Annotated in this window: 28 protein-coding genes and 2 pseudogenes; 17 read left to right on the forward strand and 13 right to left on the reverse strand. The window is 68.3% G+C overall.

Going from position 1 to position 24031, the window contains the following annotated elements; all coding sequences use genetic code 11:
* Nucleotide 1 precedes the first annotated feature (1 nt).
* Together ACHAA3_RS01385 and ACHAA3_RS01390 are read left to right on the forward strand one after the other, a co-directional pair.
* Complete coding sequence (locus ACHAA3_RS01385; RefSeq protein ID WP_435707140.1) at nt 2–1120, forward strand: sensor histidine kinase; 1119 nt, start codon at nt 2–4, stop codon at nt 1118–1120.
* Entirely contained in the window at nt 1117–1737 is a 621-nt protein-coding gene (locus ACHAA3_RS01390; RefSeq protein ID WP_435707141.1) for a response regulator, read from the forward strand. The genes ACHAA3_RS01385 and ACHAA3_RS01390 overlap by 4 nt, the downstream gene beginning before the upstream one ends.
* Here the strand turns inward: ACHAA3_RS01390 and ACHAA3_RS01395 are convergent.
* Entirely contained in the window at nt 1709–4123 is a 2415-nt protein-coding gene (locus tag ACHAA3_RS01395; protein WP_435707142.1) for an AAA family ATPase, read from the reverse strand. The two genes, ACHAA3_RS01390 and ACHAA3_RS01395, sit on opposite strands and share 29 nt — an antisense overlap.
* Before the next feature lie 31 nt (nt 4124–4154).
* On the opposite strand from ACHAA3_RS01395, the gene ACHAA3_RS01400 reads away from it, so the two are divergent.
* Together ACHAA3_RS01400 and ACHAA3_RS01405 are read left to right on the forward strand one after the other, a co-directional pair.
* Nucleotides 4155–5516: an MFS transporter gene (locus tag ACHAA3_RS01400; protein WP_435707143.1), complete on the forward strand. Its 1362-nt coding sequence runs from the start codon at nt 4155–4157 to the stop codon at nt 5514–5516.
* Nucleotides 5513–6124, forward strand: a complete 612-nt coding sequence (locus tag ACHAA3_RS01405) for a hypothetical protein (protein ID WP_435707144.1) — start codon at nt 5513–5515, stop codon at nt 6122–6124. Before ACHAA3_RS01400 ends, ACHAA3_RS01405 begins: the two co-directional genes overlap by 4 nt.
* A 243-nt stretch (nt 6125–6367) precedes the next feature.
* On the opposite strand, the pseudogene ACHAA3_RS01410 reads toward ACHAA3_RS01405, so the two are convergent.
* A pseudogene (locus ACHAA3_RS01410) lies at nt 6368–6727 on the reverse strand (alpha/beta hydrolase); the annotation flags it as partial.
* A 140-nt stretch (nt 6728–6867) separates the two neighbouring features.
* Between ACHAA3_RS01410 and ACHAA3_RS01415 the strand changes: the two are divergent.
* From ACHAA3_RS01415 to ACHAA3_RS01425, 3 genes are read left to right on the forward strand one after another with little or no spacing between them, the layout of a single operon-like run.
* Nucleotides 6868–7392: a TetR/AcrR family transcriptional regulator gene (locus ACHAA3_RS01415; RefSeq protein WP_435707145.1), complete on the forward strand. Its 525-nt coding sequence runs from the start codon at nt 6868–6870 to the stop codon at nt 7390–7392.
* A 47-nt stretch (nt 7393–7439) separates the two neighbouring features.
* On the forward strand, nt 7440–8081 hold the full coding sequence (locus tag ACHAA3_RS01420) for an NAD(P)H-dependent oxidoreductase (RefSeq protein WP_435707146.1): 642 nt from the start codon (nt 7440–7442) through the stop codon (nt 8079–8081).
* Between the two features lie 15 nt (nt 8082–8096).
* On the forward strand, nt 8097–8639 hold the full coding sequence (locus ACHAA3_RS01425; RefSeq protein WP_435707147.1) for a hypothetical protein: 543 nt from the start codon (nt 8097–8099) through the stop codon (nt 8637–8639).
* 16 nt (nt 8640–8655) lie between these two features.
* Here ACHAA3_RS01425 and ACHAA3_RS01430 read toward each other — a convergent pair whose 3' ends face one another.
* The 6 genes and pseudogenes from ACHAA3_RS01430 to ACHAA3_RS01455 form a co-directional block, all read right to left on the reverse strand.
* Nucleotides 8656–9009 (reverse strand): hypothetical protein, encoded by a 354-nt coding sequence (locus ACHAA3_RS01430; protein WP_435707148.1) that lies wholly within the window; start codon nt 9007–9009, stop codon nt 8656–8658.
* Nucleotides 9010–9220: 211 nt separating this feature from the next.
* Complete coding sequence (gene ychF / locus ACHAA3_RS01435; RefSeq protein ID WP_435707149.1) at nt 9221–10309, reverse strand: redox-regulated ATPase YchF; 1089 nt, start codon at nt 10307–10309, stop codon at nt 9221–9223.
* A gap of 11 nt (nt 10310–10320) precedes the next feature.
* Nucleotides 10321–10746, reverse strand: a complete 426-nt coding sequence (locus ACHAA3_RS01440) for a glutaredoxin family protein (protein ID WP_435707150.1) — start codon at nt 10744–10746, stop codon at nt 10321–10323.
* 29 nt (nt 10747–10775) lie between these two features.
* Nucleotides 10776–11297 (reverse strand): GNAT family N-acetyltransferase, encoded by a 522-nt coding sequence (locus ACHAA3_RS01445; RefSeq protein ID WP_435707151.1) that lies wholly within the window; start codon nt 11295–11297, stop codon nt 10776–10778.
* Between the two features lie 46 nt (nt 11298–11343).
* Nucleotides 11344–11673 (reverse strand): GNAT family N-acetyltransferase, encoded by a 330-nt coding sequence (locus ACHAA3_RS01450; protein ID WP_435707152.1) that lies wholly within the window; start codon nt 11671–11673, stop codon nt 11344–11346.
* Between the two features lies 1 nt (nt 11674).
* A pseudogene (locus tag ACHAA3_RS01455) lies at nt 11675–11941 on the reverse strand (GNAT family N-acetyltransferase); the annotation flags it as partial.
* Here ACHAA3_RS01455 and ACHAA3_RS01460 point away from each other — a divergent pair.
* Nucleotides 11916–12242, forward strand: coding sequence for an antibiotic biosynthesis monooxygenase family protein (locus ACHAA3_RS01460; RefSeq protein ID WP_435707153.1), 327 nt, complete (start codon nt 11916–11918; stop codon nt 12240–12242). The pseudogene ACHAA3_RS01455 and the gene ACHAA3_RS01460 overlap by 26 nt on opposite strands.
* Before the next feature lie 29 nt (nt 12243–12271).
* Nucleotides 12272–12688: a DUF6542 domain-containing protein gene (locus ACHAA3_RS01465; RefSeq protein ID WP_435707154.1), complete on the forward strand. Its 417-nt coding sequence runs from the start codon at nt 12272–12274 to the stop codon at nt 12686–12688.
* On the opposite strand, the gene ACHAA3_RS01470 is transcribed toward ACHAA3_RS01465, so the two are convergent.
* Nucleotides 12685–14571, reverse strand: a complete 1887-nt coding sequence (locus ACHAA3_RS01470; protein WP_435707155.1) for a Na+/H+ antiporter — start codon at nt 14569–14571, stop codon at nt 12685–12687. The genes ACHAA3_RS01465 and ACHAA3_RS01470 overlap by 4 nt on opposite strands.
* 12 nt (nt 14572–14583) lie before the next feature.
* Nucleotides 14584–15573 carry a 4-hydroxy-3-methylbut-2-enyl diphosphate reductase gene (locus ACHAA3_RS01475; protein WP_435707156.1) on the reverse strand — a complete coding sequence of 330 codons (990 nt, stop codon included), beginning with the start codon at nt 15571–15573 and terminating at the stop codon, nt 14584–14586.
* A gap of 99 nt (nt 15574–15672) precedes the next feature.
* On the opposite strand from ACHAA3_RS01475, the gene xseA reads away from it, so the two are divergent.
* Entirely contained in the window at nt 15673–16896 is a 1224-nt protein-coding gene (xseA, locus tag ACHAA3_RS01480; RefSeq protein WP_435707157.1) for an exodeoxyribonuclease VII large subunit, read from the forward strand.
* Entirely contained in the window at nt 16889–17110 is a 222-nt protein-coding gene (locus ACHAA3_RS01485; protein WP_435707158.1) for an exodeoxyribonuclease VII small subunit, read from the forward strand. Before xseA ends, ACHAA3_RS01485 begins: the two co-directional genes overlap by 8 nt.
* Here the strand turns inward: ACHAA3_RS01485 and ACHAA3_RS01490 are convergent.
* Nucleotides 17086–17616 carry a DUF4245 domain-containing protein gene (locus ACHAA3_RS01490; protein WP_435707159.1) on the reverse strand — a complete coding sequence of 177 codons (531 nt, stop codon included), beginning with the start codon at nt 17614–17616 and terminating at the stop codon, nt 17086–17088. The two genes, ACHAA3_RS01485 and ACHAA3_RS01490, sit on opposite strands and share 25 nt — an antisense overlap.
* Before the next feature lie 26 nt (nt 17617–17642).
* On the opposite strand from ACHAA3_RS01490, the gene glpX reads away from it, so the two are divergent.
* Entirely contained in the window at nt 17643–18659 is a 1017-nt protein-coding gene (glpX, locus tag ACHAA3_RS01495) for a class II fructose-bisphosphatase (RefSeq protein ID WP_435707160.1), read from the forward strand.
* Between the two features lie 17 nt (nt 18660–18676).
* Here glpX and ACHAA3_RS01500 read toward each other — a convergent pair whose 3' ends face one another.
* Both ACHAA3_RS01500 and ACHAA3_RS01505 read right to left on the reverse strand, forming a co-directional pair.
* Entirely contained in the window at nt 18677–19264 is a 588-nt protein-coding gene (locus tag ACHAA3_RS01500) for a class F sortase (RefSeq protein ID WP_435707161.1), read from the reverse strand.
* 4 nt (nt 19265–19268) lie between these two features.
* A complete protein-coding gene (locus tag ACHAA3_RS01505; RefSeq protein WP_435707162.1) occupies nt 19269–19940 on the reverse strand; it encodes a CHRD domain-containing protein in 672 nt (223 codons plus the stop codon).
* Nucleotides 19941–20079: 139 nt separating this feature from the next.
* Here ACHAA3_RS01505 and ACHAA3_RS01510 point away from each other — a divergent pair, with 139 nt between their 5' ends.
* Genes ACHAA3_RS01510 through modA form a run of 5 tightly spaced genes read left to right on the forward strand, consistent with a single transcriptional unit; the run spans nt 20080 to nt 24029 of the window.
* A complete protein-coding gene (locus ACHAA3_RS01510; protein ID WP_435707163.1) occupies nt 20080–20991 on the forward strand; it encodes an alpha/beta fold hydrolase in 912 nt (303 codons plus the stop codon).
* Nucleotides 20988–21617, forward strand: a complete 630-nt coding sequence (locus ACHAA3_RS01515; protein ID WP_435707164.1) for an FMN-binding negative transcriptional regulator — start codon at nt 20988–20990, stop codon at nt 21615–21617. The genes ACHAA3_RS01510 and ACHAA3_RS01515 overlap by 4 nt, the downstream gene beginning before the upstream one ends.
* Nucleotides 21618–21672: 55 nt before the next feature.
* Nucleotides 21673–22821 carry a DUF222 domain-containing protein gene (locus ACHAA3_RS01520; protein ID WP_435707165.1) on the forward strand — a complete coding sequence of 383 codons (1149 nt, stop codon included), beginning with the start codon at nt 21673–21675 and terminating at the stop codon, nt 22819–22821.
* A gap of 42 nt (nt 22822–22863) precedes the next feature.
* Nucleotides 22864–23265 (forward strand): TOBE domain-containing protein, encoded by a 402-nt coding sequence (locus tag ACHAA3_RS01525; protein WP_435707166.1) that lies wholly within the window; start codon nt 22864–22866, stop codon nt 23263–23265.
* Entirely contained in the window at nt 23262–24029 is a 768-nt protein-coding gene (gene modA, locus ACHAA3_RS01530; protein ID WP_435707167.1) for a molybdate ABC transporter substrate-binding protein, read from the forward strand. Before ACHAA3_RS01525 ends, modA begins: the two co-directional genes overlap by 4 nt.
* Nucleotides 24030–24031 lie beyond the last annotated feature (2 nt).

Genomic DNA, 24031 nt, shown 5'->3' on the forward strand with positions numbered 1-24031 from the left:
CATGCCTGGACCCACCAAGTTCCGCCACTACACCAAGCTGACCATGCAGGGTGCCGTCGCCGTTGCCGTGGCTGCCATCTCGGCCACGGGCGACGGCCTCGGCGCCTGGGCGGTGGTGGGAATCGTCATCGCGGGCATCGCCACGATCGTCGCGCTGGAGGCGCAGCCCGAGCTCGCCGCCTGGACGAACCTGCGCTTCCGGCACTGGGCCATCCCGACCTGCACCGTCGTGCTGACCGCGCTGTGGGCCGTGTCGGCGGTCGTCGCCAACATCGCGTCCAGCGAGTCCGACGTCGACGAGGCCCGCGTGGTCGGCCTCGCCGCAGCACTGCTGGGCACGCTCAGTCTCATCGCGTTCAGCCGCTTCACCTGGTGGATCGTGGTCGCCGTCAGCGCAGCCACCGCCGTGTCGTTCGGAGCCCCGGCAGGCACCGAGCTGAGGGTCTTCGCCACGGCCCTGGTGCTGAGTGCTTTCGTCGTCGCCACGACGCTCCTCACGGTGTGGGGGGTGCGGATCGTCGATGAGCTCGAGCAGGCCAAGGATCTCGGTGCCGAGCTGCAGCTCGCCGAGGAGCGGCTGCGCTTCGCCCGCGACCTGCACGACGTGGTGGGCCGCAACTTCTCGGCGATCGCGGTCAAGAGCGAGCTGGCTGCTGCGCTCTCCCGGGCCGGAGCGGGCGACCGCGCATCGGCGGAGATGGACGACGTCAAGAAGCTCGCCGTCGACTCGATGGCCGAGATGCGGCAGCTCGTCCGCGGCTACCGCGACATCGACCTCGACAGCGAGGTCGCCGGCGCCCGATCGCTGTTGTCGGCGATGGGGTGCGACCTCATCGTCGAGGGGGATCCGGACCGGGTCCCTCTCGAGGTCCACGAGCTCGCGGCGTGGGTCGTGCGCGAGGGAACCACCAATATCGTCAAGCACTCGACGGCCACCTCTGCCACGCTCGCTCTCGGACCGGCCGGGATGTCGCTGCGCAACGACGGAGTCGTGGGGCCCGTCAGGGAACGGTCCGGTCTGCTGGGCCTGGCCGAACGTCTCGCAACCAGTGGTGCCCGGTTGCAGACGACGGCCTCCGACGGCAGCTTCGTCCTCGAGATCCACTGGGAGAACACATGATCGCGGTCCTGATGGCTGACGACGAGACACTGATCCGTTCGGCCATGGCCACGATGCTCGGTCTCGAGGCCGACCTCGAGGTCGTGGCGCACGTCGACTCCGGCGAGGAGCTCCTTGCGCTCTGGCGCCAGCGCGCGGAGGCCGGCGAACCCGAGGCCGTGGCCGTCATCGACCTGCAGATGCCCGGCATCGACGGCATCGAGACCGCCACCGAGCTGCTGGCCCTCACGCCGGGCGCGGGCACCCTGATCGTCACCAGCCATGGGCGTCCCGGGTACCTCAAGAAGGCGCTCACGGCCGGCGTCCGCGGGTTCCTGCCCAAGACGACGTCGGCCGCCACGCTGGCCGAGGTCATCCGCACGGTCCATGCCGGCGGGCGCTACGTCGATCCCGAGCTGGCCGCGGACGCGATCAGCGCCGGTGACTCTCTGCTCACGCCGCGCGAGGCCGACGTGCTGGAGTTCGCGGCCGACGGGTCATCGGTCGACGAGATCGCCAAGCGGGCCCACCTGTCGGTCGGCACGACTCGCAACTACCTGTCCTCGGCGATGGCCAAGCTCGGTGTGTCCAACCGGTACGAGGCGGCTCTCAAGGCCCGGGAGCACGGCTGGATCTGACCCACGCGAAGAAGTCGTCGACCGAGAACACGGGCTTGCCCAGCTCGGAGGCCTTGCGCGCCTTGCCCGACTGGGTGCCCACCTCGGCCACGAACAGTGCCTCGCACTTTGTCTTGGTCACGTTCTTGACCGGGACGAGCCCGTGTTCAGCAGCGATCGCATCCATCTCGGGCCGGTCCACCATCCGGCCCGACGGGGATCGCGCGGTACCGGTGAAGCACACCCGGGCGCCGGGCACCAGCACCTCGCCGATGCCCACGCTGGCACCGGCGAACGCGGAGACCAGACCGTCGGTGTCCAGGCCCAGCAGCAGACCCACCTGACCGAGTCGGGTCACCAGTTCCGCGGGAACACCCGAGGAGCGTGCTGCGATCGCCGCCAGCCGGTTCGCCGTCACGGCGCGAACCCTCACGAGATCTCCCGTCTCTGCAACCGGAACGATCCGACCGCGCACCTCGACGGCGCTCAACCCGGTGAGCAGGGCCGCACTGACCTCGCGGCTGATGTCGAGCAAGGCGGACAGCACGGGCAGATGGACCGAGCTGGGGGCTGGCACTGCGGGATCCCGGGTGAGCAGGTAGGTGGAGTCCGCATCGGTGTCCTCGTGCAGGGCGAACGCCGTGGAACCCCGGTCCGCGACACCCAGACGGGCGTGCGCGACCAGCGCCGTTCGAGCCCGCTCGAGCGCTGTTCCGGCGGCCAACCCCGCGCGCTCTGCGGGCAGGAGGTCGCCTGCGGGGAGGTCGATGCCCAGCGGCAGCGCCCGCACCTGGCCGAGGCGCTTGAGCTCAAAATCGATGAGGCTGAGGGTGTGATCGGTGGCTGCACCCACGGGCGTCGCCCCCTCGAGGATCGGGCCGAAGATGTTCCACGCCTCGGCCAAGGTCGGCGCGAGCAGAACGTCGTGGACCGAGATGCCGTAGGCCTCGCGGGCATCGGCGAGGTCGCGCTGGGGATTGACGACGGTGCTGATGGACGTGCCGTCGTCGAAGGCGGCGGCGATCTCCACGGGCCTGGGTCGCGACATGCGCCCCTCGTCGCCGACGGTCACGATTCCCACGGCGCAGTAGCGTCGGGCGTCGCCCTCGCTCGTCGACTCGCGCAGGAAGCGGACGATGCGTCGATCCGTGCGCAGGTCCTTGGGCAGGACCGGACGGGTCAGCACCAGTCCGTCCATCGAGGTGCACCGGCTGAGCGCCACGTAGACCTGCCCGAAGTCGAAGACTCCACCGCTCAGGTCGACGACCAGGCGATCGAGTGTCTGGCCCTGGCTCTTGTGGATCGTGATGGCCCAGGCCAGCTTGAACGGCAGCTGCGTGTAGGACCCGACGATCTCGTGCCGCAGTGAGCCGCCCTCGACCACGGGCCGCGTGGCGTCCCAGGTGTGGGGCCACACCTGGGACGTCGTGCCGTCCCGGAACTCGACCGTGATGACCAGCTCGCCGTCGGCGCGGGCGATGTCGACGATGCGGCCCAGGGTTCCGTTGACCCAGCGGTCGATCGTGTCGTTGCTGAGCATCATGATCTGCGCGCCGACCTTGAAGGTCAGCGTCTCGTCGGTGGGTGGGTCGAAGAGCCCGAGATCACCCCTCCGTTCGGCGTGGTACACGAACTCCTCACCCGACAGGAGCTCGAGGCGCTTGCGGTTGCGTGAGGTGACGATCGTGTTGGTCGGGGCGAGGGTCAGCCAGAACTCGTCGTCGGGTGGCACGAAGTCGGGATCGGTGCAGGCGTTGAGCTCTGACTGGGCGTGATCGAGGAGGACTCCTTCACGCACGGCGTTGAGGATCGAGGTGAGGCGCTGGTCGCCGAGCTGGCGGAACACCGTCGTCAGCGCCACCGTCGGGAAGTCGTCGCGGTCGAAGGTGTCCGCGGAGAAGAAGTACGGAGTGCCATACCGTGCCGCGACGTGCTCGGCCTCGCCGGTCGGAACCACCGGTGGCAGCTGCAGCAGGTCACCCACGAGGACGATCTGGACTCCACCGAACGGAGTGCCTGGGCGTGGCCCGAACCGCTCCAGGCCAGCCGAGATCTTGTCGAAGAGATCGGCTCGCACCATCGACGCCTCATCGATGATCAGCGTCTCCAGTGACTTCAGGGTCTTGAAGAATCGCTGCGGGCGGTAGGCGCCCGATCGCACATCCTCGAGGCTGGTCGTCGGCAGCAGGCTGAACAGACGGTGGATCGTGTACCCGCCGACGTTGAGTGCCGCGATCCCGGTCGGCGCCGCCACCAGCACGCGACGATCGTGCGCCTCGTCCATGAAGTGTCGAATCAGCGTCGACTTGCCGGTGCCGGCCTTGCCGGTGAGGAAGAGGTTGCCGCCGGAGCGGAGGATGTCGAGCGCCTGCTCGAACTCCTCGGTCACGACGATGCTGGACGACACGCGATTGAGCCTATCGAGAGAAGATGGCCTCATGCGTCGCGCTGCGGGTCCCCTGCTCCTGGTGACCGTGGCCCTGGTGCTAGCCGACTCGGCGATCGTCACGCTCGCGCTGCCCGACATCCTGGGCACCTTCGACGCCTCGATCGCCCAGGTCGCGTGGGTGTTGATCGCCTACAACCTCGTGCTGGGGCTCGGCGCCGTCCCCGCGGCGATGATGCTCTCGCGTGCCCGCGCCGACCTGTTCAGCACGCACGTGCTGAGTGCTGTCGGGATCGCTGTGTTCGCAGGCGCCTCGGCGTGGTGCGCCTTCGCGGGCTCGATCGAGGTGCTGATCGTCGCCCGTTGCCTCCAAGCGGTCGGCGGTGCGCTCGCCCTGGTCGGATGCCTGGAGCAGCTGGTCGCCGCGTACGGCGAACGTCGAGGAGTCACGGCGTGGGTCACGGCCGGAGTGGTCGGCACGGCCAGCGGGCCGGTGCTCGGTGGGCTGCTCACGCAGGCGATCGCGTGGCAGGCCATCTTCGTGGTGCAGGTGCCGTTCGCACTGCTCGCCGTGCCCGCTGCGCTCGTCCTGCGGACCGTCACCGCGCCCCGCGAGCCAGATCGGCACCGACCAGCCGTCCGGGCCAACCTCACCCTTGCCCTGGTGTCGGCGGCGCTCACCGCTGCGCTCTTCCTGCTGGTCCTGCTGCTGGTCGAGGGATGGGGCCGGTCCCCGGCCGCTGCTGCCATGACCGTGTCGGTCGTTCCGGTCGCGGCCTTCGCCGCTCGCCCGCTGGCGCGGTTCTTCAGGCCGTCGCCCGACCAGGAGATCGCAGTGGGCTGCTTCCTCGTCGCGGGAGGTCTGGTGGGGCTCGCGATTCTGCCGTCGTCGAATCTGGCCTGGAGCATCGCCCCGCAAGCGCTGGTGGGTCTGGGGCTGGGCCTGACGGTCGACCGACTCACGGCCCGGGCCATCAAGATGCGTCTGCCCCGCGTGCGGCACGCGGCCTGGACCATCAGTGCGCGACACGTGGGGGTCGTCGTCGGTCTCGCGATCCTCACTCCGGTGTTCACCGCCGACCTGCAGGAGGCGCAGGAGCCCGCCGAGCAGGCGATCACCTCGCTGGTTCTGGACGCCCCCTTGCTGCCCGAGAGCAAGATCGCCGTCGCTCAAGCGCTGGGCGACGCTCTGGCCGATCAGCAGGGTCAGGTTCCCGATCTCAGTGCGGCTTTCGCGCGGCTCGACACCGATCCGGGTGAGCAGGCTGCCACTGACCAGCTTGAACGGGACCTGGACGAGCAGCTCGAGCGTGCAGCCACCCGCGCCTTCCGCGACTCGTTCCTGATCGGCGCAGGACTCGCCCTCCTGGCGATGCTTGCGGCGGTCCGTCCTCGTGGCCGGAGGACGGCATGAGCTCCGTCCCCCGCTGGATCGGCATGCCGGTGGCAGCCGTGCTGCTGGTCGGTGCGGTGATCGGCGTGCAGCTCTCGAACGGCGGAGGGACGTACGAACCACTCCGGCCGGCCGACCCGTGCGCCGAGCGGGCCGTCACCTCGCAGGCCGACGGCATCGACGGACTCACCGAACGTCTTGTCCTCATCGGGATCAACGACGCCGCCTGCACCCTCGGCGTCAGTCGCGAAGCGCTGACCCTGGACATCGCGCAATCTGATGAAGTCACCGACTCCCAGGTCGACGCTGTGCGCGACGGACTGTTGTCGGCCGTGGCCCAGATGAATGCGGACGGGTCGTTGCCTCGCGCCTCAGACCTGGTCGACGAGGCACTCGACTCAGCGAACCTCAACGGGCTGCTCGAGGCGGGCATCCGCCTCATCCCGGACTCGGTCGTCGACGCGGCCCTGAAGACCGACGATGTTCTCACCCGCGTCCTCGACGACCTGGACGTCCGTGCCGTTCTCGCCAACCTCGACAACACCAGCGACATCAACGAGCAGGTGGAGGTCGCTGCCACCCAGGCCGTCCAGGACTCGCTCATCGCACGCCTGCGGACCCTGTTCTGAACGACCCGTCGAGGATGCCGAGGTCGCGAAGCCAGGCCTCGCACGCGTTGGTCCACTGCGCGGTGTGGGGAAGGTTCTCGTGACCGTGGCGGCCATAGGGGACGCCGTCGGCGAGGGCCCGGGTCCACTCCAACGCATTCGGGAGCCCGGGTGGGTCTCCAGCGGTGGCCCAGACGAACGTGGGCGCAGTGTCCGCGTCAGGACGTTCTCGAGCTGTGGCTCAATCGGCAGGGTTGCTCCGGTAGCCAGGAGTCCGGCCAGCAGACCGCCCGCGCTGGAGCCGATGACGCCGACCCTAGTGTCGTCGATTCCGAGCCCGTCTGCGTCGGCGCGGAGTCGGTCGAGGGCGGCGCGCGCCTGCTGCAGGGCCGAAGGGAAAGGGTCTGGACGCAGGGCGTACCTGAGCACAGCAGCGTGGAGGCCGAGTCCACTCAGCCAGCGCGCGTATCCCTCGCCGTCGTGCCTCGTGTGCTCTCCAAAGCCTCCGCCGGGAAGCACGAGGACGGCTGGACGCGGGCCCACGACGCTAGGAGCAGCGGGATAGAACTCGAGATCGAGATCAGGGCAGTCAGTGCGGCCGCTCGGTGTCCACGAGACGAGCATCCGCGTGAGAGCAGAAGCGATCGCTGGCAACCGACCGTCCGCGGCTGAGTTCGCCCGATGCTGTTTCAGCCCCAGGGCGACGTACGACGTCTGGATAGAGCCATTTGCGCAAGGTACAACGTTCGTTGTACCGTGAATCCATGACCACCACGAGATCGCGCATCATCTCGGCGGCCGGCCACGTCTTCGATCGTCACGGTTTCGCCGGGACGGGAATCGATCGACTGACAGAGTCGGCGGGCGTGTCGACGCGAACCCTGTACAAGCATCTCGGCAGCAAGTCAGGGCTCGTCGTCGCCGTCCTGGACGAGCGACGCGCACGATTCGTCGACAGGTTCGACGTCGACACCGTCGATGAGCTCTTCGACACTCTCGAGGCCTGGACCCAGACCGAGGGGGCACGCGGGTGCTTGTTCCTGCGCGCTCAGAGCGAGGACGGCGAGGGGACTCTCGGAGTCTCATCCACGGTCACCGCGTATCGAGAGCAGCTCCACGACCTTGTCCGCCGAGTCGTGACACACGAGACCGGACACGATGACGACGTCCTCGCGGAGCAGGTCCTCGTCCTGTTCGAGGGGGCCACGTCGGCCGCGTCCTATCGCGGAACGGCCGCGATTCACGCGGCGAAGGCTGCGGCCAGCGCGCTGGTGAACCAGGCCCAGTAGCTCCCTCCCGCTTTCCGTGACCGCAACGACCATTGGAGTAACCGCACGTGCATCTGCTGACCGTCTTCGCGCACCCATTCACCGACAAGTACCCGGCCGCCGTCATGGAGTCCCTGCACCTCCCCTTTCAGCAGTCCGGACATTCGATCGACGTGCTGGACCTGCACCAGGAAGGCTTCGATCCACGCTTCACCGAAGCAGACCACTCACACTTCTGGGGCGGTCCGATCCCGCCCGGAATCGCACCGATGCACCGCCGGGTCGAAGCTGCGGACCGGCTCGCGTTCGTCTTCCCGGTCTACTGGTGGGGGATGCCCGCCCTGATGAAGGGCTGGATCGAGCGCGTCTTCACCGGCGGGTGGGCCTACCAGTACGGCACGGGTGTCGACGATCGGGGCAAGCAGCCCCTGCACGGTCTGCTGCCGACCATTCCCACGACGTTGATCGGCATCGGTGGCTCGAAGAAGCGCACCTACGACAAGTACGCGTACGACGAGGCGATGCACGTCCAGATCGACGTCGGCATCTTCGCCTACTGCGGCATCAATGACGTCGAGACTCACCTCATCTACGACATCGAGGGAGACCACAACGCTCCCCTGCGCGACGCGGGACTCCGTCGAGCCAGAGAGATCGGCGCCGAGTTCATCTCCCCCGACCGCATCCCTCGTGAGGCGAGGGCAACCTGACGGTAGTGTCCGGTGATGCGTGTGACCGGAGATGCCGCCCTCACCACCGCCGCCGATGGTGTGGGGGCCGCCTCCACCGTGCTCGGTGGTCTGCTGGCAGTCGCACCACAGGCAGGCGGGCGATGGCTCGGCCTGGCCGACACCAGCGTGGCCGAGAGGCGAGCGCTCGGAACAGCAGACCTCGGCCTCGGCATCACGATCATCGCCGCTCGGTCGTCGCGTCGGCGGTGGTGTGCCGTCTCAGCCCGAAGCCTTCTCCACCTCGTGTTCGCACGCACGTACCTGCGAACCGGTCGCCGCGACCACGCGGCTGCGATGTGTGCACTGTTCGTCGTCGACGCGGGGATTGCCATGGGGCTTCGCGAAGAAAGTCGTGAGGCGCGTAGACCTCGCTCGACGTCGAAGCGAACTCCACTGCGTTTCGGCACGAACCAACGTGGATCACAGATTCGCACCCTTGCAGAGCGCTACGCGCGACACACACTCGGAGACCGCGGAGCAAACTGCGCCCCGACCATCCCCGACAACGAGCCCGCGATCGGTCGTCGTCGGGGATAGTCGAGTCAGATGACGCTTACGAGACCACCGAACGAACGATCTCGGCGATGCGCTTCTCGGTATCCTCGTCCACGGCCTCGAAATACCACGCAGCAGGCATCAGCGAGCCGTCCACGCCACCTACGGCCCGGAAGTCAGCCTTCTCGGTGATCGCGAGATTCAAGCGTTCGTCGTTGCGCAGCGTCAACAGCGCCGGCGTGCTCGCCGACTCAGCGTAGGCGGGCATGCCGTACCAGATCCGGGGCTTCAGGGTGGGAGCCGCGGTCAGGACGATGTCGTGCACACGCCCCATGACCGACCGCCGCGATTCGTCCATCTTCGCGATCTTGTCGATCACCTGTTGGAGACTCTTCTCGTCCTTGGGCAACATGTCATGTCCTTTCGTCAGCCGATGCCTGGCATCGGCGATATGAAGTCGGCGCACCGGTGCGCCGCACCCCATCCGGACATGTCCTGAACTACTCGGGTCTCTCCGCAATGATTCACGTGGTCTTCACGTGGAAGTGCTGTCAGTGGTGGGAACCACCGCTCCCAGAATACCTGATGGGCAGCGGATCACGGCGCTGCTTTCTCAGACTTCATCACACGTTGAAGCGGAACTCCACCACGTCGCCGTCGGCCATGACGTAGTCCTTGCCCTCCATGCGCACCTTGCCGGCGGACTTGGCCGTGGCCATCGAGCCGGCTTCGACGAGGTCGTCGAAGGAGACGATCTCGGCCTTGATGAAGCCGCGCTCGAAGTCGGTGTGGATGACGCCAGCGGCCTGCGGTGCGGTGGCGCCCTTGTCGATCGTCCAGGCGCGCGACTCCTTGGGCCCGGCGGTCAGGTAGGTCTGCAGGCCGAGGGTGTCGAAGCCAACACGGGCCAGCGCATCGAGGCCGGGCTCGTCAACACCCATGTCGGCGAGCATCTCGGCACGCATGACCTCGGCCTCCTCGTCGTCGCCCAGCTCGACCAGCTCGGCCTCGCCCTTGGCATCGAGGAAGATCGCCTCAGACGGGGCGACGAGATCGCGCATCTGCTGCTTGAGCGCGTCGTCGTTCAACTCGTCGGCGTCGCAGTTGAACACGTAGATGAACCGCTTGGACGTCATCAGGTGCAGCTCGCGCAGCAGGTCCAGGTCGAGCCCGGCCTTCAGCACGCCGACACCGGACTCGAGCGCGTTCTTGGCCTCCTTGGCCTCCTCGAACAGCGGCACCAGCGACTTGTCCTTGCGCGAGTCCTTGTCGAGGCGCGGCATCGCGTTGTCGATGGTCTGCAGGTCCGCGAGCGCCATCTCGATGGAGATCGTCTCGATGTCGTTGGCCGGGTTCACGTCACCGTCGACGTGCGTGACGTCCTCGTCGCGGAACACACGGGTGACCTGGCAGATCGCGTCGGACTCACGGATGTGGGACAGGAACTTGTTGCCCATGCCCTCACCCTCGGACGCCCCGCGCACGATGCCCGCGATGTCCACGAACTGCACCGTGGCAGGCAGGATCTTCTCCGAAGCGAAGATCTCGGCCAGCTTGGCCAGGCGCGAGTCGGGCACGCCGACCACGCCCACGTTCGGCTCGATGGTCGCGAACGGGTAGTTCGCCGCGAGCACGTTGTTCTTGGTCAGGGCGTTGAAGAGGGTCGACTTGCCCGCGTTGGGGAGTCCGACGATTCCGATGCTGAGAGCCACAGCAGAACAGCCTACGACGCGAGGCGGGCGCGCACCCACTCCGGCTCGGGATTGACGTGGGCCTCGCCGCCGACCAGCACGGTCGGCACCGTCTCATCGCCACCCGTCGCTTCACGTACGCGAGCCGCCGCTTCATCGTCGGCCCAGATGTCCACCCACGTGACGCGGTCGGCCAGACCACCCAGGCTGAACCGCAGGCGCAGGCAGAACGGACACCCCGGCCGGTGCATCACGACGAGGTCGCCGGACTGCTCCGCGCGTCGCCATTCCTCGGTCCCGGCCGAGGATGGGTACGGCAGCGGCGAGGCCAACAGACCCACGGCGATCAGGATCGTCCCGACGACGGCCCCGGTCGCGTAGTCACCCGAAGCGAGGGACGACCCGACGACCGCAATCGCCACGAGCAGGAGGGCCACGGCGGGAAGGGTGCGTCGCATGACTTCACGGTAGCGAGGGGCCCCAGAGGTCAGCCCCGATCGAGGCGAAAGGCCCGCAGCTCCAGGTCGTAGGCGTCCGACGTCACGCCGAGATCGGTCATGCCGAGCCGGCGGCAGACGGCCTGTGACGCGACGTTGTCAGGATGGGTCACGGCGTGCAGCTCGGTGAGGTCCGCCGACCAGGCGCGATCGATCAGCGCTCGGGCCGCCTCGGTCGCGTAGCCGCGTCCCCAGGCGTCAGGATGCAGGTGCCAGCCGATCTCGTGCACCTGTCGATCCACACCCGCGCTCGAGGGCAGCGGCACCAGCATGGCCATGCCGACGACGCGTTCCTCGCCCTGCGGCACGACGGCGAGCACGCCTGCGGCCGAATGAGCACCGGCACGATCGGACATGCGCTCGATCCGGGTGATGGCCTCGTCGCGGTGCGCCATCGGCACACCCGCGCCGCTCCACCGGGCCACCTCGGGACGACCGAAGAGAGCGAAGAGGTCGTCAGCGTCATCGGCGGTGAACGGGCGCAGCATCAGACGGTTGGTCGAGATGCTCACCCGACGACCCGCACCCACGGTCGCCGCCAGAAGCCGAAACCCGGGGTCATCGCGCCAACCACTCCTTCGCCGTGACGTGGAACAGGGGACTATCGCCCTCGTACCAAGGATCGGGCTGGATCCCCTTGAACGGCAACCCCAGTCGCTCGGCGACGGCTCGCGAGGCCGTGTTCTCGACGAACATCCCGACCCACACGTCGGGCAGCTCGGCGGCGAACACGTGGTCGAGCATCGCTCGTGCAGCTTCGGTGGCGTACCCGTGTCCCCAGGAGTCCGGATGCAGGTGCCAGCCGAGCTCGTGCTCTCCGTGATCGGTGCCGTCCTTGCGAATCGCGGGGGGTGACCAGCACGGTGCCGGCGACCCGTCCGGACTCACGCACCTCAATGGCAAGGAACAGATCGAACCCACCGGCGGCCTCGCGTGCGATGGACCGCTCGACCCAGCTCTCAGCTGCCGCGAGGTCGGCCATCGGTCGGTGCGGCGGATCATCGAGCCACGGGTAGACGTCGGGGTGGCTCAGGATCTCGAGCACGCGCGGCGCATCGTCGGCCTCGTACGACCGCAGGACCAGCCGCTCTGTCTCGATCCGCATGAGGTGAGCCTGACAGAATCGATCCATGACTGTCATCAAGATCAACGCCATCACCGTTCCCGCCGGTTCCGGCGACGAGCTCGCCCACCGCTTCGCTGCCCGCGCTGGCGCCGTCGACGGCGCCCCGGGCTTCGAGGGCTTCGAGCTGCTCAAGCCGGTCGACGACCGCACCCAGTGGCTCGTCCTGACCCGCTGGGCCGATGAGGAATCGTTCCAGACCTGGGTCGACTCGCCCTCGTTCGCCGAGGGCCATCGCTCGGCCGTGGAGCGCGCCGGCGGCGACGCCCCCAAGCCCGTCTCGACCCACAGCGAGGTCTGGAACTACGAGATCGCCGGCGGTTCGAACGGCTGATCGTCCTTCGGGCGCGCTAGGTTCGAGACATGGACAGCGCGGCCGTCCGGCCGGCACGACGACTGGCGTCCCACGACCTCACGGCACGTGGGACGGTCACCGCCGCCGTTGCGGCGATGGCCGCGGTCATCGTGCTCGATCTGATCGACGGGCGCATCGGCTTCCCGTTCTCGCTCGGCTTCGTCCTGATCGTCATCACGCTGCCGCTGGCGATCAATCGTCGCGACCTGCTGCCGGCCGTCGTCCTCCCGCCGGTGCTGCTGCTCGTCAGTCTGTTGGCCATCTGCATCGTGCGACCTGAGTCCATCGCCGTCGACGGGATGGCCGACGACGCCAGCCTGATCGCCCGCTACATCGCCTCGGTCGTCGATCACGGTCTCAACCTGGCCGTCGGGCACGCCCTGGCGATCGCCGTGATCGTGTGGCGCTTCAGCTCCGAGGTCTAACCGGTCAGCTCGTCGACGAAGCACCAGCGCCACGCCTCGCCGGGCTCGAAGGACCGCATGACCGGGTGGCCGGTCTCGCGGTAGTGCGCGCCGGCGTGCATGCCCGGCGATGAGTCGCAGCAGCCGACGTGACCGCACTGCATGCACAACCGCAGGTGCAGCCAGTCATCCTCGGCCGCGAGGCACTCCTCGCACCCCTCGGGGGTGATCGGGTCCGGCATCGTCACCGCCTCGCGCAGGTGGTCGCAGCCGGCCGTGCGGCTGGCGCCGGGTCGCAGGTCGGTCTCGCGCTCGGCCGTGGTCTCGTCCTCGGCTGCTCGATCGAGGATCGTCTCCTCGATGTCGAGGGCATTCATGATCCGCGCCAGAACCGACTGGTCGACCAGACCGGCATCGCGGATCCGCACGAGCTCGGCCCGCTCGCGGTCGAGCATCGCCGCCCGGGTGCGCGAGTACTGGGCGGTCGGTGTCTCGCGGCCACCGAGACGTTCCCAGACGGCGTTGCTGCGGTCGTGGGCGCGTTCACGCAGCCGGCGGCGCACGCTGTCGGCGATCTGCACGTCCTCGTGATCGTCGAGATAGGCCACGCCCGCATCGGTGACCGACTGGAAGACCTCGGCCTCCTGCAGGTGGTCCTCGTGGCGGTCGGGCCCGGGCACACCGAGCCGGCGCACCAACCACGGCAGCGTGAGCCCCTGCAGCACCAGGGTGCCCACGGTCACGACGAAGGCGATCAGCACCAGCACCTCGCGCTCCGGCGTCTCGAGCGGGAGCAGGAACACGGCCGCCAGCGTCACCACGCCACGCATGCCGGCCCAGCCGATGATGACGGTGGACTGCCACGGCGGCACCGGGTCCCTTTCTCGCACGGACTGGGCCAGGCGGGGAAGGTAGACGGCCGGTACCAGCCAGATCATGCGCAGCGCGATCACGGCAACCAGCACGGCCGCGCAGGTCGACGCGATGAGCACGGGCGAGAGCTCGCTGTCACTGAGATCGCCGACGATCGAGCTGATCTGCATGCCGATGAGCAGGAACACCGCGTTCTCGAGCACGAACGAGATGGTCGACCAGTTGGTGCTCTCGAACAGTCGCGACGTGCCCGACTGGATCAGCGGGGACTTGTGGCCCAGGATCAGCCCGGCCACCACGACGGCGAGCACACCGGACGGCTCGCCCTCGACGCCCGGCAGGTGGATCTGCTCGGCGGGCAGATACGCCAGCCACGGGGTGAGCAGCGAGACGGCCACGTCGGTGATGTCGTCGGTGATCAGGCGGCGCACCCGACCCACCACGAAGGCGACCGCCAGTCCCACCGCCACCCCGCCGAGCGACGACAGCAGGAACGAGGAGCCGATCTCCCAGATCGACACGGTTCCCGCGATGGCGGCGATCGCGGTGCGCAGCGTGACGATGGCGGTGGCGTCGTTGACGAGACTCTCGCCCTCGAGGATCGTCACGATCCGGCGCGGCAGGCCGATGCGCCGAGCGATCGTGGTGGCCGCGACGGCGTCGGGCGGGGCCACCACGGCACCCAGCGCAAATCCGACCGCCAACGGCACGTCGAGCATGGCCCACACCAGCAGGCCCACACCGACGGTGGTGAACAGCACCAACCCGATGCTCAGCAGCGCGATCGGCCGCTTGTTCGTGCGGAAGTCGATCAGCGAGGTACGGATCGCCGCGGCGTACAGCAGCGGCGGCAGGAGCCCGACCAGCACCAGCTCAGGTGTCAGCTCCACGTCCGGCAGAAGCGGCAGATAGGACACGCAGATCCCGACACCGATCAGCACCAGGGGCGCTGACAACGCATAGCGCGCCGACAATGCACTGAACGTCACGGCAATCGCCACGATCGTGACGATGGTCAGGGCAATATTCACCTGCCCATCTTGTCAGGAGACTCCAGCGGCCTTCATGTCACGACGCAGCTCGGGCGGGAGAGCAAAGATGAGGCTCTCGTCGGCGGTACGCACGGCGTCGGCGTCGGGGTGGCCGTGCTCGGCCAGGTAGCCCAGCACGTCTTGCACGAGATCGTCGGGCACCGACGCACCGGACGTGACGCCCACGGTCTCGACACCATCGAGCCAGGCCTCGTCGATCTCGGTGATGTCGTCGATGCGGTACGAAGCCTTGGCGCCGGCCTCCAGCGCGACCTCGACGAGGCGCACGGAGTTCGAGGAGTTGGCCGAACCGACCACGATGACCAGGTCGGCGTTCCTGGCGATCTCCTTGACCGCGACCTGACGGTTCTGTGTGGCGTAGCAGATGTCGTCGCTGGGCGGATCCTGCAGCTGCGGGAACTTCTCGCGCAGACGCCGCACCGTTTCCATGGTCTCGTCGACGCTCAGCGTGGTCTGCGACAACCACGACAGCTCGGCATCGGGGGCGAACTCGAGGGCGTCGACGTCATTGGGGTGCTCGACCAGGGTGATGGACTCAGGCGCCTCGCCCGCCGTGCCCTCGACCTCCTCGTGACCGGCGTGGCCGATCAGCAAGATGTGCTTGCCCTCGCGGGCGAAACGCTTGGCCTCGTGGTGCACCTTGGTGACCAGCGGACAGGTGGCGTCGATCGTCTTGAGGTCACGCTCGGAGGCTTCCTCGTGCACCATCGGCGAGACCCCGTGGGCACTGAACACGACGGTGGCACCGTGGGGCACCTCGTCGAGCTCCTCGACGAAGATCGCGCCACGGGCTGCCAGATTGTTGACCACGTGCTTGTTGTGCACGATCTGCTTGCGCACGTAGACCGGTGCGCCGTACAGGTCGAGCGCCTTCTCCACGGTGATGACGGCCCGATCAACGCCAGCGCAGTAGCCCCGGGGATCGGCCAACAGCACGGTTCCGCCCACGGGGGGCATGCCCAACGACACCTCAGAACTCATGCCTCCATCGTACGGGAGGGTGGATGGGTGACCGACCCGTGCGCCGTGATCATGACGCGCACCCTCCTGACCGTCCCCGGTCACGCCTAGGGTGTCCCCATGGCTCTGCAGACGTCGGCGGACTCCCCCGCCCCGCTGCGACAGATCTCCACACTCATCGGCAGCTGGATCGATCGACTGAGCCCAGTGTGGATCGAGGCGGAGATCGCCCAGCTGACACGTCGGCCGGGCATCTGCTTCCTCACGCTGCGCGACCTGCGCGCCACCATCTCCATCGACGCGACCTGCCACGTGGGAGTCCTCGACGCCTCGCCGGCGCCCATCATGGTGGGCGCACGCGTCGTCGTGCAGGCCCGCCCCTCCTTCTACGCACCGCGCGGGTCGCTGGCACTCGAGGTGCGCGAGATCCGCTTGCAGGGCGAGGGCGAGCTGCTGGCCCGCCTCGAGCGAACCCGCCAGCTGCTCGCGGCCGAGGGGCTGTTCGCCGTCCACCACAAGGCGCGCCTGCCCTTCCTGCCCACCGGGGTCGGCCTGATCACCGGCAAGGACTCGGCCGCCGAGCGCGACGTGCTGGAGAACGCCCGCCGTCGCTGGCCCGATGTGCGCTTCGTGGTGCGGCACTCCCTCATGCAGGGCGAGGGGGCGGCTCGCGGCGTGATCGACGCGCTGTCTGCGCTCGACGCCGACCCCTCGGTCGACGTCATCATCGTCGCCCGCGGCGGTGGCTCGGTGCAGGATCTGCTGCCATTCTCCGACGAAGGACTGGTGCGGGCCGTCTTCGCCTCGAGGACTCCCGTGGTCAGCGCCATCGGTCACGAGCCGGACTCCCCCATCCTCGACCTGGTGGCCGACCACCGAGCCTCCACCCCGACCGACGCCGCCAAGCACGTGGTGCCCGACGTCGCCGAGGAGCTCGCCGGGGTCGACGCGGCCCGCGACCGGCTGCGGCAGGCCACCCACGCCCACATCGATCGCGAGCAACGCCAGCTCGACTCCCTGCGCTCGCGTCCTGTCCTGGCGCGCCCGTCGTCCATGGTCGACGAGGCTGTGCGCGTCGTCGACGACCAGCGCGCCCGCGCCCGACGTTCGGTGCTGCACCGGATCGATCGGGCCGGCGACGAGATCGGCCACCATCTGGCCCGGGTGCGCGGCCTGTCACCGCTGGCGACGCTGGAACGCGGGTACGCCGTGGCTCAGCTGCCCGACGGGTCGGTCGTGACCCGCATCGACCAGGTGCCGGCCGACACCGACATCACTGTCCGCGTCGTCGACGGCACCCTCACCGCCCGCACCCTGTCTGTCCAGGAGACGCCCCATGACTGAATCCGACTCGACCGATCTTCCCTACGAGCAGGCCCGCGACGAGCTGATCTCGGTGGTGCAGAAGCTGGAGACCGGTGGCACCACGCTGGAGCAGTCGCTCACCCTGTGGGAGCGCGGCGAGGAGCTGGCCGCGATGTGCCAGCGGCGGCTCGACGGCGTCCGTGCGCGACTGGACCGCTCAGACAGCACTCACTCAGACAGGGACGAGATGTAGGTCTCGATCTCTTCGGGCGGCACGGTTCCGGTCACCAGCGTGGTGCGGTCCCCCTCGCTAGCCACGTAGGTGGTGCGGTCTCGGGGCCCTGCGCGCACGGACCAGACCTGACCGGCCACCTGCGCGGACCCGGCCTCCTCGCTGTCCTCGGCCCAGCGCTCGGCCGCCCGTTGAACCGACAGCGAGCTCTGCTCGAGTCCGAGGTACTCATCGTCGGCGGTGATCACCCCGAGGTGCCAGCTGCCGTCACGGTCGCCCGAGCCGGGCTCGAAACGCGCTGAGGTGGCTCGCCACCCGTCGGGCAGGGTCGCCGGCGCCAGCACGTCGATGTCGGTCGTGGTGCGGACCTGCTGCAGCGTCGTCTCGTAGTCGACTGCGGAGACCGGATCCTCGGGAGTCACGGTGAAGAACTTGCCGATGCCGAACAGGCCCAACACGATCACCCCGATCACTGCGACCGAGCGCAGGATGTCACCGATGTCGGGGTTGCCACGCGAGGATGCCACGTGCTCCAGCGTACGTCGTCGGTACCATGAGGCCTGTGGATCCACTTCAGCCCGCAGCCCAGGCCCCCGACCGCAATCTCGCCCTCGACCTGGTGCGTGTCACCGAGGCGGGCGCCATGGCCGCTGGCCGCTGGGTGGGTCGCGGCGACAAGATCGGCGCCGACGGGGTGGCGGTCAACGCGATGCGCACCCTGATCAACACGGTGCAGATGAACGGCGTGGTGGTCATCGGCGAGGGCGAGAAGGACGAGGCGCCCATGCTGTTCAACGGAGAGCTGGTCGGCGACGGAACCGGACCGGAGTGCGATGTCGCGGTCGACCCCATCGACGGCACCACCCTGACGGCCAAGAGCCTGCCCAACGCCGTGTCGGTGATGGCCGTGGCACCCCGCGGCTCGATGTACGACCCCTCAGCGGTGTTCTACATGGAGAAGCTGATTGCTGGCCCCGAGGCCGCCGAGGCCGTCGACATCCGCCTCCCGATCGCCGAGAACATCGCCCGCGTCGCCAAGGCCAAGGGTCGCAAGAACAGCGACATCACCGTCTGCGTGCTCGATCGACCCCGCCACCAGCAGATGGTCGACGAGATCCGCGCAGCCGGAGCCCGCATTAAGTTCATCATCGACGGCGACGTCGCCGGCGGCATCACAGCGGCCCGCCCCGACACCGGTGTCGACCTGCTGGTCGGCGTCGGGGGCACCCCCGAGGGCATCATCACCGCGTGCGCCATCAAGGCGATCGGTGGCGTCATCCAAGGGCGCCTGTGGCCTGTCGACGACGACGAGAAGCAGCGCGCCATCGACGCCGGCCACGACCTGGACCGCGTCCTGGGCACCGACGATCTCGTGACCGCTGACGACTGCTTCTTCGTCGCCACCGGCATCACCGACGGCGAGCTCATGCAGGGAGTCCGCTACCGCGGCGGCCAGGCGATCACCGAGTCGATCGTCATGCGTTCACGCAGCGGCACGATCCGCAAGATCACCAGCGAGCACCAGATCGCCAAGCTGCAGGCGTACTCGACCGTGGACTACGAGCACTAGAGACACACGCGGCCGGCTCAGGCAGGAACGGCCGACACGATCAGGTTGTCGAGGTATCCCTCGTCATCGTCGTACAGGCCCGTGCAGGTGATGAGGCGCAGCGTGTCGGTGGGCGTCGAGCCGAAGATCTTCTCGGTCGGGAACGCTCCCTGATCTTGCGGCACCGTCTCGATCTCGGTCACCTCATAGGTGATGACGCCGTCCCCAGCCGTGACGTCGATCGTGTCGCCGACCGTGAGCTCGCCGAGACGAGAGAACACGGCGGGTCCCGTACGTGAGTCGACGTGCCCGTAGATGACCGTGGGTCCGGTACCTCCGGGGCGGCCTCCGCCTTCGAACCAGGCGACCTGCTCGGCATCGTCGGGCACGAGAAGCCGGGAGCTCTCATCGAGTCCGAACCCCTCGATGGGCTCGTCGATGTCGATGCTCGGGATCTGCACCGAGGTCGGCTCAGACGGTTCAGGTGAATCGACGCTCGACTCAGGTGACGGTGCCGAGCTGCTCGTCGGGGCCGGCGCGGCCGGCGGCGATGTGGAGTCCGCGCCGCACGCGGCGACCGTCAGCACCAAGCTGACGATCGCCGCGACGGCCATCGGTCGAGTCACTCGGTCAGCTGCTGAGAGCTGCCGCAGCCGCGAGGGCCACGCCAGCGCCGAGCGCCGCCGAGCTGTTGCCGTCCGTGGCGAGTCCGCCCTGACCGGTCTCGACGCCGCCGACCGGCATCGGGGTCAGCTGGCCGCGCACGGCGCCGGGCACGAACTCCTCGGTGTGGGTGTCGCCGAAGAAGTTGGCCGGGTTGGTCTCGATCATCGACAGTGTGAATCCCTCACCGGTGTCGGAGCCGTCCTCACCCTCGACTCCCGTGGTGAACGGGCCCTGCAGGCAGCCGCTGCTGGTCCGGACCTCGCCATCGCCCTCGGGGTTGGGGAACGCGAGGCGCGGGGGGCCTGACTGACCGGCGACCGCCTCGTGGATGTGGGTGGCGGTCTTGGCCGGGCTCTCGTAGGGCGGCTCGACGCCGGTCGTGGTCAGGTCGTAGCAGATGATCTCCTCATCGGAGTTGATCATGTAGTTGAAGGTGCCGGTTCCATCGCTGCCGGGCACGGACTCGCCGTCGGGGTTGATGATGTTGTCGCCAGTCGCATTGACGGTGAAGGCGCTGGTGAAGCTGTCCGGTCGGTCGACCTCGGTCTCGGCCGAGGCAGGGAGCGCGAGCGCCATGGGGACGGCCAGACCGATTCCGGCGGCGAGGGCGGTGCGGCGAATCAGGGGCGAGGTCATAGGTTCTCCTTCGTCGGTGGGCGTCGTCGCGACGCGCGTGTAAGAGGGTCTACGCCGCACCCTCGACCAGCGTTCACTCATCGTGCTCCGGACTTTGCTGAGAGGTCGCGATCGCCGTGCAGTCGCTAGGCTCCTCGCCATGCCCATCACCCGCTCCGGCGAACAGTTCGCGTCGCTCCCGTCCGGCATCGACATCTGCCACGAGACCTTCGGCGACGCCGGCGACCCGCCGATCCTGCTGATCATGGGACTCGGCGGCCCGATGGGCTGGTGGCCCGACGACTTCTGCGAGCTGCTCGCGGAACGCGGGCTGTTCGTGATCCGCTTCGACCAGCGAGACACCGGTCGCTCGACCAAACTGCGCCAGCACCGGATCGGCAAGGTCGAGATCGTCCGGGCGTTCGCCGGGCTCGGCGCCGAGGCTCCGTACAGCCTCGCCGATCTGGCCGATGACGCCTTCGGGCTGCTCGACCACCTCGACATCCCCGTTGCCCACGTCGCAGGCGTCTCGAAGGGCGGCATGATCGCCCAGACGATGGCCATCACCAACCCCAGCCGCGTGCTGTCCCTGACGTCGATCATGTCGAGCACCGGCAAGCGCTCCGTGGGATGGCAGAACCCCAAGGCCATCCCCGCGATGCTGGGATCGGCCGGCCGCACTCGCGATGCGTACGTGGCGCGCACCCTGCGCACTCAGGCGGTCATCGGTTCGTCGTCGTTCCCCACCGATCTCGACCGGGCCACCGCCCGCGCCGTCGAGACCTACGACCGAGGCTGGATCGCCAGCGGCGTCGGCCGCCACATGCTCGCGGTGCTGACGCAGGACGACCGCACCGAACAGCTCCAGCAGCTCGACCTTCCGACCACCGTGATCCACGGGCTCGCCGATCCGCTCGTCAACAAGTCCGGCGGACGGGCCACCGCTGCCGCGATCCCCGACGCCGAGCTGGTGGAGATCGCGGGCATGGGCCACGACCTACCCGTACAGTTGTACCCGACCTTCATCCAGGCGATCGTCGAGACGGTCGACCGCGCGGTCTCACGGCGATGAGGCACAACCCGAGGCACGCCAGCGAAGACGAGGGCCTCGTGCGTCGCCTGGTGCTCGAGCACCCGTGGGCCACCATCGTCAGCGCGCCGGGGGGTCAGATGGTCGCATCGCACTATCCGGTCATGCTCGATCCTCACGCGAGTGATCTGGCCCTGCTCACCCACGTCGGCAGGCCCGACGAGGTCCAACACCAATTCGGGCACGACCACGAGGTCCTCGTGGTGCTGCAGGGACATCACGGCTACATCTCGCCCAGCTGGTACGTCCCCGGCACCAGCCCCGCCCCCACATGGAACTTCACTGCTGCACACCTGCACGGCGTCCCACAGGTGCTCGAGGCAGACGAGAACCTGCACGTCCTGACCGATCTGGTGGCGCACTTCGAGAGCCACGTCGACAATCCACTCTGGCTCGACCCGCAGCTGGGAGCACCGCTGGCGCGCGGCACGGTGGGCCTGCGCATCCCGATCGACCGCTTCACGCTCAAGGTCAAGATGAGCCAGGACAAGGACGACGTCTCCCTGCATCAGGTGATCGATCGGCTCCGGGCCGACGGCCCGTACCGGCATGACGCGCTGGCCGCCGACATGGAGCGTGCCCGCGACGAAGGGGTCGGACGCCCCTGAAGAAAGGACGATCCAGACCCTTGCTGTTCGAACACCTGTTCGATATACTTGATGCATGACCACCCGCCCCGAACTGTCGTCTCTGGCGACGTTGTGCGCGCAGGCCGAGTTCGCGAAGTGGCAGGGCGTACTGGCCTTCCGCGATGAGCAGATCGCTGCCCTGGATCGCGGCGATCACAGCTCGATGTACCGGCGGATGGGCGTCAACGCGGTCGCGTTGAAGATCGCGCAGACGCTGCGGATCAGTGAGCAGCAGGTCTGGCGGATCATCGAACAGGGCAACCGGCTGCGCGAGCACCTGCCCACCGTGTGGGCCGCATTCGGTGACGGGGTCATCGACGCCCAGAAGGCCTCGGTCCTGGCCGTGGCCGTCGACCGGCTGGACGACCCCATCAACAAGGCGCGTCTCGACGCCGTGGTTGTGGACTACGCCACCACCCACACCCCGTCGGAGCTGCGGCGCTGGACCGACAAGCTCATCGACCGCCTCGAACCCCTCACCATCGACGCCGCCGAAGCAGAACGCGCCAAGCGCCACGTCCGCATCGACACCGGCCACCACGGCATGAGCTACCTCGGCGTCTATCTGTCCTCCCTGGCAGGCCAGGCCGTCATGACCCGGCTGGGCAAGGCCGCAGCCGAGCTCCCTGACGACGGACGCACCCTGGAGCAGAAGAAGGCCGACCTGGTCGCCTCGTGGCTCACCAACGCCGACGGCACCGACTGTGACATCCACGCAGAGGTCGCCATCATCATCGAAGCCGCAGCCCTCGCCGGAGTCACCGACACCCCCGCCCACACCACGACCGGCGACGCCCCCATCCCACCGGCATGGATCTTCGGACTCAACCCCGACACCACCATCTGGACCCGCCTGATCACCGACCCCGCCGGCCACGTCCTGGACGTCACCCACCTCGGCTACCAACCACCAGCAGCCCTCCGCGAAGCCGCGCAGTGGCGCGACATGACCTGCCGCATCCAAGGCTGCAGCTCCCCCGCCACCAGCTGCGACCTCGACCACCACACCCCCTTCGACACCGGCGGCCCCACCTCAGGCGCGAACCTCAGGTCCCTATGCCGAAGACACCACGGCATCAAGGGCCATGGCCTCCTGCCACCCGACGCCTACTCCCCACCCGAGGTCCACCTGGTCCAACTCCCCTCACCCGACATCACCCTCGAGTACATCAAAGCGGCCTGAAATCATTCAGCGAGACGCATCTGCTCCGCTATAGTGGATTTCATGGCGCATGTACGGATCTCTGATGCTGCTCGTTTTCTCGGCGTCAGCGACGACACCGTCCGTCGGTGGGTGAGCGCCGGCACCCTCACGTCGACCACCGACGTCTCAGGTCGCATGGCCATCGAGGGCCGCACCTTGGCCGAGTTCGCGAAGGCCCAGGCAGGCGACCCCGAGATGCCCGGCACTCACTCCTCAGCCCGCAACCGCTTCGTCGGCCTCGTCACCGCCGTCACGGCCGACACCGTGATGGCGCAGGTCGAGATGCAGTGCGGGCCCTTTCGGGTCGTGTCACTGATGAGCAGCGAGGCCGTCCGCGAGCTCGGCCTGGAACCCGGCTCCGTGGCCGCCGCCGTCATCAAGTCCACCAACGTCGTCATCGAGTCCCTGGAGGCACACCCGTGAACAAGCTGATCGCGACCAGCGCCGTCGGAGTGCTGCTCGCCGTCACTGCTGCCTGCGGCAGCGACGACACCGGGTCCGATGCCCCCCAGGACGTCACGCTGACCGTGTTCGCCGCTGCATCCCTGACCGACAGCTTCACCGAGATCGGCAGGAACTTCGAGGCCGAGAATCCCGGCGTCTCAGTGCGCTTCAGCTTCGATGGATCGTCCAACCTGGTCGCCCAGATCCGGCAAGGTGCTCCGGCCGACGTCTTCGCCTCGGCCAATCCGGAGAACATGACCAAGGCGACCGACGACGACCTCACCGACGCGGAGCCAGTCACCTTCGCCACGAACACCCTGCAGATCGTCACCCCGCCGGACAACCCCGCTGGCGTCGAGAGCCTGGCCGACCTGGCCGACGCAGACACCAAGGTCGTGCTGTGCGCTCCGGAGGTTCCCTGCGGTGACGCCACCACCCAGGTGGAGGAGAACGCCGGCATCGACATCAGCCCGGTCAGTGAGGAGCAGTCGGTCACCGACGTGCTCAACAAGGTCATCACCGGCGAGGCAGACGCTGGACTGGTCTACGTCACCGACGTGACCGGCGCCGGCGCCGACGTCCGGGGCATCACTTTTCCCGAGTCGGACTCCGTGGTCAACGACTACCCGATCGCGCCCCTGACCAATAGCGAGAACCCCGACGTGGCCCAGGCATTCACCGACTTCGTGGTGGCCAGCGAGTCGCAGGCGATCCTGCAGTCCGCTGGTTTCGGCGCACCGTGAGC

Origin of the sequence: Aeromicrobium sp. CF3.5, assembly GCF_051262695.1 — a bacterium.
Lineage (GTDB): Bacteria > Actinomycetota > Actinomycetes > Propionibacteriales > Nocardioidaceae > Aeromicrobium.

Bases quoted from the DNA above. Each gene is read 5' to 3' on its own strand.
- ACHAA3_RS01385 (WP_435707140.1), top strand. From the start codon at position 2: ATGCCTGGACCCACCAAGTTCCGCCACTACACCAAGCTGACCATGCAG.
- ACHAA3_RS01390 (WP_435707141.1), top strand. From the start codon at position 1,117: ATGATCGCGGTCCTGATGGCTGACGACGAGACACTGATCCGTTCGGCC.
- ACHAA3_RS01400 (WP_435707143.1), top strand. From the start codon at position 4,155: ATGCGTCGCGCTGCGGGTCCCCTGCTCCTGGTGACCGTGGCCCTGGTG.
- ACHAA3_RS01405 (WP_435707144.1), top strand. From the start codon at position 5,513: ATGAGCTCCGTCCCCCGCTGGATCGGCATGCCGGTGGCAGCCGTGCTG.
- ACHAA3_RS01415 (WP_435707145.1), top strand. From the start codon at position 6,868: ATGACCACCACGAGATCGCGCATCATCTCGGCGGCCGGCCACGTCTTC.
- ACHAA3_RS01425 (WP_435707147.1), top strand. From the start codon at position 8,097: ATGCGTGTGACCGGAGATGCCGCCCTCACCACCGCCGCCGATGGTGTG.
- ACHAA3_RS01430 (WP_435707148.1), bottom strand. From the start codon at position 9,009: ATGTTGCCCAAGGACGAGAAGAGTCTCCAACAGGTGATCGACAAGATC.
- ACHAA3_RS01440 (WP_435707150.1), bottom strand. From the start codon at position 10,746: ATGCGACGCACCCTTCCCGCCGTGGCCCTCCTGCTCGTGGCGATTGCG.
- ACHAA3_RS01460 (WP_435707153.1), top strand. From the start codon at position 11,916: ATGACTGTCATCAAGATCAACGCCATCACCGTTCCCGCCGGTTCCGGC.
- ACHAA3_RS01465 (WP_435707154.1), top strand. From the start codon at position 12,272: ATGGACAGCGCGGCCGTCCGGCCGGCACGACGACTGGCGTCCCACGAC.
- ACHAA3_RS01475 (WP_435707156.1), bottom strand. From the start codon at position 15,573: ATGAGTTCTGAGGTGTCGTTGGGCATGCCCCCCGTGGGCGGAACCGTG.
- xseA (WP_435707157.1), top strand. From the start codon at position 15,673: ATGGCTCTGCAGACGTCGGCGGACTCCCCCGCCCCGCTGCGACAGATC.
- ACHAA3_RS01485 (WP_435707158.1), top strand. From the start codon at position 16,889: ATGACTGAATCCGACTCGACCGATCTTCCCTACGAGCAGGCCCGCGAC.
- glpX (WP_435707160.1), top strand. From the start codon at position 17,643: ATGAGGCCTGTGGATCCACTTCAGCCCGCAGCCCAGGCCCCCGACCGC.
- ACHAA3_RS01505 (WP_435707162.1), bottom strand. From the start codon at position 19,940: ATGACCTCGCCCCTGATTCGCCGCACCGCCCTCGCCGCCGGAATCGGT.
- ACHAA3_RS01510 (WP_435707163.1), top strand. From the start codon at position 20,080: ATGCCCATCACCCGCTCCGGCGAACAGTTCGCGTCGCTCCCGTCCGGC.
- ACHAA3_RS01515 (WP_435707164.1), top strand. From the start codon at position 20,988: ATGAGGCACAACCCGAGGCACGCCAGCGAAGACGAGGGCCTCGTGCGT.
- ACHAA3_RS01520 (WP_435707165.1), top strand. From the start codon at position 21,673: ATGACCACCCGCCCCGAACTGTCGTCTCTGGCGACGTTGTGCGCGCAG.
- ACHAA3_RS01525 (WP_435707166.1), top strand. From the start codon at position 22,864: ATGGCGCATGTACGGATCTCTGATGCTGCTCGTTTTCTCGGCGTCAGC.